The following is a 12,848-nucleotide window of genomic DNA, read 5'->3' as shown; positions in this document are numbered from 1 at the left end:
CTTGATGCACGGTTATTCGGGGGAGGACATCCATGAACAATTTGCGTCTGAAAGCACTGCTGGGGGCAGGGTGCTTGTCGCTGGCTTTGATCGGAACCGCGATGAGTTCGGCGCATGCTGGCGGCCTGGAGCGCGGCGGTTACGACATCGATCTTTTGTTTGACCCTGCGCCGTTCTCTACGGAAGCGGAAGCGACTTACGTGATGCCGGATCGTAAGCTCAAGAATGCGCGCGGTCCTGGCGGGGCCGACCTAGGTTTCGGGACCTCGGCCGATGGGGCCGAGAACTATTGGGTCCCGCGCATCGGCGCGAAGGCCCAAATCGTCCAAGGTGTCGACTGTATGATTGACTACTCGCAGCCTTGGGGTGCGCATGTTGCGCCCGGCGTGTGGAATGGTGCGTTTTCCAACATGGAAACCGACATCAAAAGCGATAACTACGCTGCGACTTGCTCTTACAAAATGGATGCGGGCAAGGGTCAACTCCGCTTTATCGGCGGTGTTTTCTACCAGAAGGTCTACGGTTTCAAGGAAAGCCTGGTGTCACCGCTGGTGCCCGACTTCGGCGGCACCGGTCGCGTCGATCTGACGAGCAACGGCTGGGGCTGGCGCGCCGGCCTTGCCTACGAAATCCCCGACATCGCGTTGCGCGCGAGCCTCGTCTATAATTCGAAAGTTAAGCTCGATAACATTTCGGGCACGCTCGATCTGACAAATGTCGGCAGCGTCGTTCTTCCGATCTACGGCTCAACGCAGTACATGCCGGATGTGGTGGAATTGAAAATGCAGTCGGGCATCGCGCCCGGCTGGCTTGCCTTCGGTTCGATCAAGTGGGTTAACTGGAGCGTGCTGCAGAGTGTGCCGATCTGTCCGGTCGGTGTCCCAAGCGCGTTTTGCTTCACGAACTCGCCAGGCGAAGTAACGTCGCTCGACCTGATGTATCGTGATGGCTGGACGGTCACGGGCGGCATCGGTCATAAGTTCAACGACGAGTGGAGTGCGGCCGGCCAGCTCTCCTGGGATCGCGGCACTTCTCACGGCTACGGCTCGCAGACGGACACCTGGACGCTGGGGGGCGGTGTCGCTTACACCCCTAAGCCGAATATCGAGGTTCGCTTGGCTGGCGCGGTTGGCGTGCTGACAAGCGGTCATTCCGGTATATTGATTGGGGAGAACGGTAAAGTTATTGGGGATGACGCCACCTACGACTTCGGTAACGATCTCGTCACGGCGATTTCAGGTGGCCTCAAGATCAAGTTCTAAACCTCTGAAAAGCTGAACGAAAAAGGCCGGGCATCGCTCGGCCTTTTTCGTTGGCAGGTCTGGTCAGGCGTCCAGTTACCCAAGCCGCGTTGCATATAAACAGCACCGCTTTCACCTCGTGCAATTGTGACGTTTCGGCAACACTTTCTGAACAACCCCTGCGCTAAAGGTCAGGCCAAGGAAATTGCCCATTTCCCGCCATAAACCCGGCGCACCTCGATCTTGTCTCGGGACACGCGCCAAAAGGCTCGGCGATGGGGCAGGCCGCATCGCCCCCTTTTCAGGGAAGATGTGGGCAAGGAAGAGTATGGACGCCAAAGTCATTTCCAAGGCTAAGCTCCCCAGCCGCCATGTGACCGTCGGTCCGGCGCGGGCGCCGCACCGTTCCTATCTCTACGCAATGGGCTTGTCGGCAGCCGAGATCGCGCAGCCGCTGGTCGGCGTCGCATCCTGCTGGAACGAGGCGGCCCCCTGCAACATCTCGCTGATGCGCCAGGCGCAGGTGGTCAAGAAGGGCGTTGCGGCCGCCAATGGCACGCCGCGCGAATTCTGCACCATCACCGTCACCGATGGCATCGCCATGGGTCACCAGGGCATGAAGTCGTCGCTGGTGTCGCGCGAGGTCATAGCCGATTCAGTCGAACTCACCATGCGCGGACATTGCTATGACGCGCTGGTTGGGCTGGCCGGCTGCGACAAGTCGCTGCCCGGCATGATGATGGCCATGGTGCGGCTCAACGTGCCGTCGATCTTCATCTATGGCGGTTCGATCCTGCCCGGCAGCTACCGCGGCCGCCCCATCACCGTGCAGGATGTGTTCGAGGCAGTCGGCCAACATTCGGTCGGCAAGATCGATGATGCCGAGCTTCTCGAAATCGAACAGGCGGCCTGTCCGTCGGCTGGCTCCTGTGGCGCCCAGTTCACCGCCAACACCATGGCCACCGTCGCCGAAGCGATCGGCCTAGCGCTGCCCTATTCCTGTGGCGCGCCGGCGCCGTACGAAATGCGCGATCGTTTCAATTTCGCTTCGGGCGAAAAGATCATGGAGTTGATCGCGAAAAATATCCGGCCGCGCGACATCGTCACGCTGAAGGCACTGGAAAATGCGGCGACCGTGGTTTCGGCCACCGGCGGCTCGACCAACGCAGCACTGCATCTGCCGGCGATCGCACACGAGGCCGGCATCAAGTTCGACCTGTTCGACGTGGCGAAGATCTTCGAGAAGACGCCTTACATCGCCGACCTCAAGCCGGGCGGCAAATATGTCGCCAAGGACATGTTCGAGGCCGGCGGCATCCCGCTGTTGATGAAGACATTGCTCGACCACGGCTATCTGCACGGTGACTGCCTGACCGTGACTGGCCGCACTTTGGCCGAAAATATGGAGCACGTTGCCTGGAATGAACACCAGGATGTGGTCCGCCCGGCCAACACACCCATTACCCAAACCGGCGGTGTCGTTGGGTTGAAGGGAAACCTCGCCCCCGAAGGCGCGATCGTCAAAGTCGCCGGCATGTCGGAGCTGAAGTTCTCCGGCCCGGCACGCTGTTTCGATTCGGAAGAGGAATGTTTCGAGGCGGTAACGCATCGCAACTACAGGGAAGGCGAGGTTCTCGTCATTCGCTACGAAGGGCCGCGCGGCGGCCCCGGCATGCGCGAAATGCTGTCGACGACGGCAGCGCTCTATGGCCAGGGCATGGGTGGCAAGGTGGCGCTGATCACCGACGGGCGCTTCTCGGGCGCGACGCGCGGTTTCTGCATCGGCCATGTCGGGCCGGAGGCAGCGGTGGGCGGTCCGATCGGGTTGCTCAGGAATGGCGACGTGATCTCGATCGACGCGGTGAACGGCACGATCGATGTGGCGTTATCCCAAAGCGAACTGGCGGCGAGGGCGAAGACCTGGAAGGCGCGCAAGACCGACTATCAGTCGGGCGCGATTTGGAAATATGCACAGACGGTGGGGCCGGCGCGCGATGGCGCTGTGACCCATCCGGGCGGTGCGAAAGAAACACATTGCTATGCGGACATCTGAGTTGTTGAGGTCGTCTGTCTTTTCGGCACTGGTCGTGGCTGCCACTTTTGGCGCGACCTTTGGCGCCGTGGGCCAGGCCATGGCCTTCGATGACAAGGTGTTCGACGACAAAACCGGCGTGAAGCCGCAGTCGAGCCCGTGGGCGGTGTTCCAGTTCGGCTTCTCCGCCTACAAGAACGGACACAAGGAACAGGCCGCCGAGGCCTACAAATACGCCGCCGAAAACGGCCAGATCGGCGCCACCTGGAAGCTTGCCCGCATGTATGCGGAAGGCGACGGCGTGGCGCGCGACGACTATGAGGCGTTCAAGTTCTTCTCGGAGATCGTCGACCAGGATGTCGAGCCCGGCTCGCCCGAGGAAAGCTATGTCTCCGATGCGTTGGTGGCGCTTGGCGACTATCTGCGCAAGGGCATTCCCGGCAGTCCGGTCACCGAGAACGAGGTGGCCGCTCAGGAATATTACATGCGCGCCGCCGCCAACTACCGCAATCCGAACGCGCAGTTCGAGATGGGGCAGATGTTCCTGAAGGGCGAGGGCGGCGTGAAGGCCAGTGTCAAGCAGGCTGGGCGCTGGTTCCAACTCGCCGCCGAGAAGGGCCATGCCGGCGCGCAGGCGACATTAGGCCACCTGCTGTTCCAGAGCGGCAAGATCGTTCGCGGCCTGGCGATGATGACGGCTGCGCTCGAACGCGCTTCGCCGGCCGATCAGCCCTGGATACGCGGCATGCAGGAGGAGGCATTTGCCACCGCCGGCGAAGCCGACCGCCGCACCGCGATCTCGCTGGCGGACGATATCCTCACCAAGGGCAGCAACTCGGACCAGTAGGCGCTGCTGCCGCCTGTCGGAATCAGTTCTCGGTCGGCTCCGTCGGCACCATGCTGGGCGCGGGCGTCGAGATCGGTGTGGCATGCAGGTGCGGCGCCATCGTGTTTGCGGGGCAGTTGTCGCCGACCTTCGTCCACGAGGTGTTGTTGAGCACCATGTCGCAGCGGGCAAGATGGCTCTGGCCGGCAAGCGTCAGGCAGGCGACCTGGCCAAGCTGGTAGGATTTTCCATTGGCCAGGCATTCCTGATCGGCAAGCGCCGCGGCAGGAGCGGCCATGGCAAATGCCAGGCCGATCGGACAAAGATGAAATCGTATGGTCATAGAATCCCAGCCGCCATGCTGACCAAGCAATGAACGGCGCGAAATGTGGCGATATGAGGGTTAGCGCCGTCAGGCTGGCTGGAGCGCGAGATCGATCGCCACCGGGACGTGATCGGACGGCTTTTCCCAGGCGCGGACATGCTTTTCGATCATGGCCGATGAGAACCGGTTGGCGGCTTCCGGCGACAAAAGCAGATGGTCGATGCGGATGCCGTTGTTCTTTTGCCAGGCGCCGGCCTGATAGTCCCAAAACGTATAGGCGTCAGTCGCGTCGGTGACTGCGCGCACCGCCTCGGTGAACCCAAGGTTGAGTAGCCGGCGGAAGGCTTGCCGCGTCTGCGGCTGGAACAGCGCATCGCCCAGCCAGTTCTCCGGAAACCGCGCGTCGATCGGCTCGGGGATAACGTTGTAGTCGCCGGCCAGCACAAGCGCCTCTTCGAGCTTCAGGCGCTCTTCAGCCCAGCGCTCCAGACGTGCCATCCAGGATAGCTTGTAGGAGAACTTCTTCTCGTCATCGATCGGATTGCCGTTCGGCAGATAGAGCGACGCGACGCGCAGCGCGCCCTTGTCCGTCGAGAAAACGCCTTCGATGAAACGCGCCTGCTCGTCGGCATCGTCGCCGGGCAGGCCCCTGACAACCTCGTCGAAGCGCAACTTCGACAGGATGGCGACGCCATTGAAACCCTTCTGGCCATAGGTTTCGACATTGTAGCCAAGCGCCTCGATTTCGGCGCGCGGGAACTGCTCGTCGACCGTCTTGATCTCCTGCAGGCAGGCGATATCGGGCGCGCTTTCGGTCAGCCAATGGGTCAGGTTGCCGATGCGCGCGCGCACGCCGTTGATGTTCCAGGTGACAATTTTCATAACGGTCCCGATGCTGCTCAGTTGGGGTCTTGCGGCGGATGGCGTTCGACGAGCCCGATCGTATTGCCGGCGGGGTCCTTTAGGAAGGCCATCCATTCGGTTTCCCCAGCTGGGCCGAACTAGCCCTCGCTGTCACGATGGACAAGCGTCGGCGTCGCGGTGAAGGGGACGCCGGCCGCCGCCGCCGAGGCGTGGAAATCGTCGAGACCCGATATGTCGAGATAAACTGTTCCTGCCGGTATGCCGTCGGTGAACAACAGCCTGATATCGCCGGCCATGATAAACGCGATGCCGGGCGGATCGAAGCGCGCATGCAGGTTCATGCCCAGCACGTCGCGCCAAAAGGCTAGCGTTGCATCGAGGTCGCGGCCAGCCGCCAGCGCGATCTGACGGACCGCGCCGATGGCAGGCATTCTATATGGAAAAGCTCGTGCCGCAGCCGCAGGAGGCGACTGCGTTCGGATTTCGGATCTGGAACGACTGGCCCATCAAATCATCGACGAAATCGATCACCGAACCGCCCATATAGACCAGCGACAGATCGTCGATCAGCACCGTGGCGCCATCCTTCTCGATGGCGACGTCATCGTCGTTGCGCGTGTCGACCAGATCGAACTTGTAGGAAAAGCCGGAGCAACCGCCGCCTTCGACGGAAACGCGCAGCGCCGTCTTGCCCGCCTCGCTCGAGACAATCTTTGCGATCCGCTTGGCGGCGGCCTCGGTCATGTCGACTTTCATGGCAGTCTTGGCATCCGCGCCCATCGGCGTCACCTTGCTTTCGGTTTCACATGATAGGTATGAAGCGCGAGGGGCCAAGTCAACCAGGCCCAAATTATCTGGACCAAGTCAACTGCGGCGGCATCAGCCATGACCAATGAGTTGGGCGACATCGGATTTGGCTATCGGCCACGCGCCCGCTATGCCTGCGATCCGGCAAAGTCGCGCGGACGGCTTTTCGACGAGGTGGAGAGCCCGACCCGCACGCCGTTCCAGCGCGACCGTGACCGCATCATCCACTCGACGGCCTTCCGCCGTCTCAAGCACAAGACGCAGGTGTTCATCGCGCATGAGGGCGACCATTACCGCACTCGGCTGACCCATTCGATCGAAGTGGCGCAGATCGCGCGCGCTTTGGCACGAGCGCTCCGCGGCGATGAGGATCTCGCCGAGGCGGTGGCTCTGGTGCATGATTTCGGCCACACGCCCTTCGGCCACACCGGCGAGGACGCGCTGAACGAGAAGATGGCCGCCTGGGGTGGTTTCGACCACAATGCGCAATCGCTGCGCATCGTGACGAGGCTGGAAGCGCGCTATGCCGAATTCGACGGGCTCAACCTGACCTGGGAAACGCTGGAAGGCTTGGTCAAGCACAATGGACCGCTGACGGATGTCAACGGTCAAGGTCTGAAAGGGCCGGTGCCGCAGGCAATCCGTGACTATTCGCAGTTGCACGACCTCGAACTGGACCGGTTTGCCGGAATCGAGGCGCAATGCGCTGCGATCGCCGACGACATCGCCTACAACACGCACGATATCGACGATGGCCTGAGAGCAGGGCTGCTGACGCTGGATATGCTGGAGACGGTTTCGCTGCCCGGAACCATTCTGAAAGGTGTGCGCGCACGCTACCCCTCTCTTGATGACGTACGCACCGGCCATGAGCTGATGCGGCGGCAGATCACTGCCATGGTCGAGGATGTCATCGTCTCCACCACTGCCAATCTGGAGCGCATCAGGCCGCGGAACGCCGATGCCGTGAGGGCGGCTGGCGAGACGATGGTGACTTTCTCGGCCGAAATGGCCGCCTTCGAGAAAGAACTGAAGGCCTTTCTCTACAAGCATCTTTATCGGCACGCGGAAGTCATGCGTGTGCGCGCGGACGCAGAGCGGATCGTCAACGATCTGTTCGACGCCTATTTCGCCGATCCGCGCGCCATGCCGGACGGCTGGCGCGAGGGACTGGATCGGGCCGCCGTTCGCATCAAGGCGCGCAGCGTTGCTGATTTTCTGGCGGGTATGACCGACACCTATGCGCTCAAGGAACATCGGCGTTTGTTTGACCATACGCCGGAATTGAGCTAGGCCGGGCTCGATTTTGCCGGCCAACGAGCCGGATTCCCTGTAAAGCCACCAGAGCCATTCCCATGAATATCTTCGCCGACTTCACCGCGCGAATCATAAAAGCTGTCGAAGCGCTTGATTTGAAAGACAGTAATGGCGTTTCGCCAGATCTGTCGCGCATTGCCGTCGAGCCGCCGCGCGACGCCAGCCATGGCGACCTGGCGACCAATGCGGCAATGGTGCTGGCCAAGCCGACCGGCCAGAATCCGCGCGTGCTGGCCGAGAGACTGGCGCAAGCGCTGCGTGAGGACAAGGATGTCGCCGCCACTGAAGTGGCTGGCCCGGGTTTCGTCAATCTCCGGCTGAAGGACGGCTTCTGGCAGGTGCATCTGACCGCCTTGCTTGGCGAAGGCCGCAATTATGGCCGCTCGTCGATTGGCGCTGGCAGGAAGACCAATGTCGAATATGTCTCGGCCAATCCGACAGGGCCGATGCATGTCGGCCATTGCAGGGGCGCTGTCGTTGGCGACGCGCTGGCCAACCTGATGGCCTTTGCCGGCTACGACGTGACCAAGGAATACGTCATCAACGATGCCGGCTCGCAGATCGACGTGCTCGGTCGCTCCGCATTCCTGCGGTACCGCGAAGCGCTCGGCGAGGACATCGGCGAAATACCTCCCGGTCTCTATCCTGGCGATTACCTTGTCCCTGTCGGGCAGAGGCTGGCCAAGGAGTTTGGCCGCTCTTTGCTGCTGATGCCGGACGACGAGGCGCTCGCCATCGTCAAGGACCGCACCATTGATGCGATGATGGCGATGATCCGCGAGGATCTGGCGATGCTCAACGTGCATCACGACGTGTTCTTCTCCGAGCGCACGCTGCACGCCGAGAATGCCAGGAAGATCCGCTCGGCAATCAACGATTTGACGCTGAAGGGCCATATCTACAAGGGCAAATTGCCGCCGCCCAAGGGCGAGAAGCCCGACGATTGGGAGGACCGCGAGCAGACGCTGTTCCGCTCGACCGCGGTCGGCGACGACATGGACCGGGCGCTGGTCAAGTCGGACGGCTCCTTCACCTATTTCGCCGCCGATGTCGCCTATCTCAAGGACAAGGTCGATCGCGGCTTCGTCGACCTGATCTATGTGCTCGGCGCCGACCATGGCGGCTATGTCAAGCGGCTGGAAGCGCTGGCGCGGGCGATTGCCGGCGACGAGGTGAAGCTCACCGTGCTGCTTTGCCAATTGGTGAAGCTGTTTCGCGACGGCGAGCCGGTGCGCATGTCGAAGCGGTCCGGCGATTTCGTGACGTTGCGCGAAGTGGTGGAGGAAGTCGGCCGCGACGCGATCCGCTTCATGATGCTCTACCGCAAGAACGACGCGCCGCTGGATTTCGATTTCGCCAAGGTGACCGAGCAGTCCAAGGACAATCCGGTGTTCTATGTGCAGTACGCTTCGGCACGCTGCCATTCGGTATTCAGGCAGGCGAGCGAGCAACTGGGCGAGGCTAATTTCGATCGCAACAGCCTCGCGTCCGCCGTGGCTTTGCTAACCGACGACGGCGAAATCGGCCTGATCCGCAAGCTTGCCGAATATCCCCGCCTGATCGAGTCGGCCGCACTTGCGCTCGAGCCCCATCGGCTGGCATTCTACCTTTATGATCTGGCCTCCAGCTTCCACGGACACTGGAACCGTGGCACGGATAATCCCGACTTACGTTTTGTTAAGGTTAACGACCGACAATTGACGCATGCCAGACTAGGGCTGGTGCAGGCTGTTTCAGACGTTTTGACGTCCGGCCTGACGCTGATCGGAGCCGCCGCGCCCACCGAAATGCGTTAGGTTTGACTAAATAACCTGTCACCTTTTGCCCACATTGCGCTGGTAAGGGCCAACCCTACGCGACGTCCATGGCGTCCGAATGAGTGCGAGTTCGGGAACAATAATGGCAGACAGAACCCAGCTGAGAGTAGCCGACAACAACGACATCGCCGACGATGATCCGTTCGCGGAACTGACCAGGATCATGGGGTTCGACCCGCGCCAGCCGGTCAAGCCGCAGTCGCCCGCCCAGCCGAAAGCCCCAGCCGCCGATCACGCGGCGGAAGAGGGCGATTTCGATATCGATCTCGAGAAGGAAATGATGGCCGAGTTCGGCGCTGACGACGGCGACGCCGTTCCGGTTGCCGAGGCCCATGAGCCTACTTTCGAGCATCGGCCGGCGTTCGAAGCGGCTGAGGCCGGCGCAACGGATGACGACGAGTTTTCGGTTTCGCTCGACGACGATTTCCATCTGGACATGGCTGACGTCGACGACCAAGCTACCGGCTCCAGCCAATCGGGCGCTGCCGAAGCCGCACCGTCCGTCGAGCCGGCTTTCGACGCCGATTTCGGCAATGCCGTCGCCAGTTCGCTTGAGGATGTCTCGCCCTTCGAGGACGATCAGCCGATGGCGGACGAGTTTGCCGCGTCGCTCGACCATGACTTCCGGATTGACGAGGAAGCTGAAGAGGTCCAGCACGCTGTTGACGACGCGCCTGCTGCCGAGACGGCCGCCTCCGATCATGAATTCGACGATGTGATTGCGATCTCGCTCGAAGACGAGCTGATGCTCGACGACCATTCGGTGATGGAACAGGCCCACAGGGCTGCCGATCCCGTCGAGTACCCCATGCCGGAGCAGGCTGCTGCGCCTGACGGTCAGGCCCCCGACGAAAATTTTGCCTCCGACGAAAATCTTGCCAGCCATCTCGACGACGGCATGGCAGATGTCGACATGGATTTTGACGTTCGCGCTGACGAGCCGGTCGCATCCGAGGAGCCGGAAGCGCATGATATGCTTGCCGATAGCGCGGATGCGCAGGGCGAGACGCCCAGCGCTGAAGCAGGGTCGGATGATGCTTTCGACCTGAATTTCGACGACACGTTTGCCGAAACAGTCGAAGAACCGGCCACTGAGTTTGTCGCCGCTCCGGTCCAGCCGGTGGCGCCAGACGTCATCGCAGCCGAGCCGGAGCAAACCCCGATCGAGGACGAACGGAGCCTGGAAGACGAGTTGAATGCGCTGCTGGGCGCCATGACCGCGCGCTCGGCGCCTGTAGCCAAGGAGGAGCCGGTCATGGCTCAGCCGGCTGTCGCCGCGCAGTCGCCTGTCGCCGAGGCTGCAGAGACCACCGAGGAGCCGGCCGATGTTGTCGGTGAGCTCGACTGGGATCTTGACGAACCCGCTCCTGAGGAGCCTAACCACCTCGGCACCGCCCAGGCGGCCGATGCCGATGTCGACGATCTTTTGCATGATGAACCTGAAGATCGGGATCCGGGCTCGGAGGCTGCCGGACATGGTGATGTCGATTTCGACGATGACGCCTTCGACGCGGCCTTTGCCAAAAGCCTGGACCCGCGTGATGCGTCCGCTTCCCGGGACAATTCGACGGATTCTCTCGATTGGCCGGCGGAGCGTTCCACGCCGCCCGAGCCAGTCCGTTCGTGGAGCCGCGTGACGCCGGTTCCGCAACAGCCCTCATTTAGCGCTCAGCCTCCGGTTGGTGGTCAGCCGGCCGCTTCGATGGCACCCATGACCACAGCCTCGGCGGTCGCCGGGGTGACGTCCTACCGTTCGGCCGAGCCGGTCGAAACTGTCGCCCCTGTATCCGCGCAGCAATCGCGCCAGTCAGCGCGTTACGAAGACATGCCCGATGTCGAGACTGTCGATGTGCCCGAGCGTGTCGTGGCGCTGGCGGACGATCTCGACATTCCGGAACTGCATTTCGAGGAAGATCAGCCGGCGTCGCCTGGCTATGACGATCTCGACGCCGAGTTCTCCAGCCTTCTCTCCGAGATGAACGCGGTGGAGGTCGCTCCCGCTACCGCGAGCTACGTGGCGTCTTACGAAGATGACTCTTACGCCGCGGGTTTCAAGCCGGGTTATGACACAGCCAAGCAGGGCTATGACAACGCCAAGCAGGGCTATGACAGCGTCAAGCCGGGCTATGACAGGGCCAAGCCGGGCTATGACAGGGCCTCGCTGGGTTATGAGCCGGAAGCGCGGACCTATGCGGCGCGGCCCATGGAAGTGTCTGCCCGCACGGCGGCGCCAACAGGTTATGCCGATGCCGCCGACGGCTTCGATCTCGACAGTCTGCCCGGCAATCAGCCGGCTTCACAGGCGGACGATTTCACCGTCGACGAACTCGACTACGATCCCGAACTCGATGAGGCGATGGCTGTTCCGGGCCTCGGCGAGCGTGAGGCTGCAAGGCCTTCGCGCGGACGTGGCCTGCTCATCGCCGCGATTGTCGGTGGGGTGGCGGTCGCGGGCGGCCTTGGCGCCTTTGCGCTGTCTTTCGGCGGCAAGGGCGGCACTGAAGCGCCCGTGATCGTTAAGGCCGACAACGCGCCTATCAAGGTCAAGCCGGAGAATCCGGGCGGGGCCGTGGTACCGAACCAGGACAACAAGGTCTATGACGCGGTCAGGGGTGCGAAGCCCGCCGAGCCGGTCCAGGAGAAACTGGTTACCAACACCGAAGATCCGGTGGACGTTCAGGCGAAGGATCCGAGCCGCGCCATCGATCTTTCGCCGGACCAGAACGCCGGCGCCGCAGTCACCATCGGACCCGATGACGGCAACGCCGTGCCGACCGCCGGCGCCGCTTCGACCGACAACACAGCGCCCGCGCCCAAGTCCGAGGATCGCATCGCGCAGGTGCTGCAGGATGCCGACAAGGGTACCAACGCCGATGTCGTTGCCGTTGCGCCGCGCAAGGTGAGGACCATGGTGGTCAAGTCGGATGGTTCGCTGGTGCCGCGTGAGGATCCGGCGCCGGCCGCGACGCAAGTGGCCGCAACCGAGCCGGTCGACCCGGCGCCGCAGCATGTTGCGCCGTTGGCGAAGGCCGATGCGGACCAGACCGGCACTGTAGCGCCCGCCGCCGCCCAGGCAGATGATGGACCGGCTCTCAAACCGGTGGCTGCAGCACCGGTGGCGGCAGCGCCGGTAGCGACAGCCAAGCCCAAGGCTGAGGCCAAGGCGCAGTCCGCCAACACGCCGACCAAGGTTCCGGTCGCGCCGCAGCGTCCGTCCGACCAGCCGGTTGACGTCGTCGGCGAGGTCAAGCCCGATCAGGTTGCGTCCATCGATCCGGCGTCGACCGCGACCGGCGGCGGCTCGTGGTCGATGCAGATTGCGTCACAGCCGACGGTCGAAAGCGCCCAGTCCAGCTATCAGGATCTGCAGCGCCGCTATGGCAGCGTGCTCGCCGGCCGTACCGCCAACATCGTCAAGGCCGAGATCGCCGGCAAGGGCACGTTCTACCGCGTGCGCGTTCCGGCCCAGTCGCGCAATGATGCGATCAATTTGTGCACCAGCTACAAGGCCGCCGGCGGCAACTGCTTCGTCTCGCGCTAGAGCCGGAGCCAACCAATTGAAAAAAGCCGGCACGGTCACCGCGCCGGCTTTTTCATGGGGAAAGCAGATCTGGCGTTT

General features: G+C 62.4%; 9 protein-coding genes and 1 pseudogene. 6 read left to right on the top strand and 4 right to left on the bottom strand.

What is annotated here, in order from left to right; translation table 11 throughout:
• Positions 1 to 32: 32 nt before the first annotated feature.
• From NKI20_RS02065 to NKI20_RS02055, 3 genes are all read left to right on the top strand, one after another.
• Positions 33 to 1,262, top strand: a complete 1,230-nt coding sequence (locus NKI20_RS02065; RefSeq protein ID WP_352827875.1) for an outer membrane protein transport protein — start codon at positions 33 to 35, stop codon at positions 1,260 to 1,262.
• A gap of 307 nt (positions 1,263 to 1,569) precedes the next feature.
• A complete protein-coding gene (ilvD, locus tag NKI20_RS02060) occupies positions 1,570 to 3,294 on the top strand; it encodes a dihydroxy-acid dehydratase (RefSeq protein WP_023757633.1) in 1,725 nt (574 codons plus the stop codon).
• A complete protein-coding gene (locus NKI20_RS02055; RefSeq protein ID WP_023757632.1) occupies positions 3,281 to 4,120 on the top strand; it encodes a tetratricopeptide repeat protein in 840 nt (279 codons plus the stop codon). Before ilvD ends, NKI20_RS02055 begins: the two co-directional genes overlap by 14 nt.
• Before the next feature lie 22 nt (positions 4,121 to 4,142).
• Here NKI20_RS02055 and NKI20_RS02050 read toward each other — a convergent pair whose 3' ends face one another.
• The 4 genes and pseudogenes from NKI20_RS02050 to erpA form a co-directional block, all read right to left on the bottom strand.
• Complete coding sequence (locus NKI20_RS02050; protein ID WP_245266432.1) at positions 4,143 to 4,397, bottom strand: hypothetical protein; 255 nt, start codon at positions 4,395 to 4,397, stop codon at positions 4,143 to 4,145.
• Positions 4,398 to 4,511: 114 nt separating this feature from the next.
• Positions 4,512 to 5,306 (bottom strand): exodeoxyribonuclease III, encoded by a 795-nt coding sequence (gene xth / locus NKI20_RS02045; protein ID WP_023757630.1) that lies wholly within the window; start codon positions 5,304 to 5,306, stop codon positions 4,512 to 4,514.
• 17 nt (positions 5,307 to 5,323) lie between these two features.
• A pseudogene (locus NKI20_RS02040) lies at positions 5,324 to 5,719 on the bottom strand (VOC family protein).
• A 1-nt stretch (position 5,720) separates the two neighbouring features.
• A complete protein-coding gene (erpA, locus tag NKI20_RS02035; RefSeq protein WP_352827870.1) occupies positions 5,721 to 6,068 on the bottom strand; it encodes an iron-sulfur cluster insertion protein ErpA in 348 nt (115 codons plus the stop codon).
• A 105-nt stretch (positions 6,069 to 6,173) separates the two neighbouring features.
• On the opposite strand from erpA, the gene NKI20_RS02030 reads away from it, so the two are divergent.
• From NKI20_RS02030 to NKI20_RS02020, 3 genes are all read left to right on the top strand, one after another.
• A complete protein-coding gene (locus NKI20_RS02030; protein WP_352827868.1) occupies positions 6,174 to 7,388 on the top strand; it encodes a deoxyguanosinetriphosphate triphosphohydrolase in 1,215 nt (404 codons plus the stop codon).
• 62 nt (positions 7,389 to 7,450) lie between these two features.
• Entirely contained in the window at positions 7,451 to 9,208 is a 1,758-nt protein-coding gene (argS, locus tag NKI20_RS02025) for an arginine--tRNA ligase (protein WP_352827866.1), read from the top strand.
• 103 nt (positions 9,209 to 9,311) lie between these two features.
• On the top strand, positions 9,312 to 12,770 hold the full coding sequence (locus NKI20_RS02020) for an SPOR domain-containing protein (protein WP_352827863.1): 3,459 nt from the start codon (positions 9,312 to 9,314) through the stop codon (positions 12,768 to 12,770).
• The last annotated feature ends 78 nt before the right edge of the window (positions 12,771 to 12,848 follow it).

This window comes from Mesorhizobium sp. M0830 (assembly GCF_040319965.1).
Taxonomy (GTDB): Bacteria; Pseudomonadota; Alphaproteobacteria; order Rhizobiales; family Rhizobiaceae; genus Mesorhizobium.
This window is presented reverse-complemented; position numbering and strand designations above follow the sequence as displayed.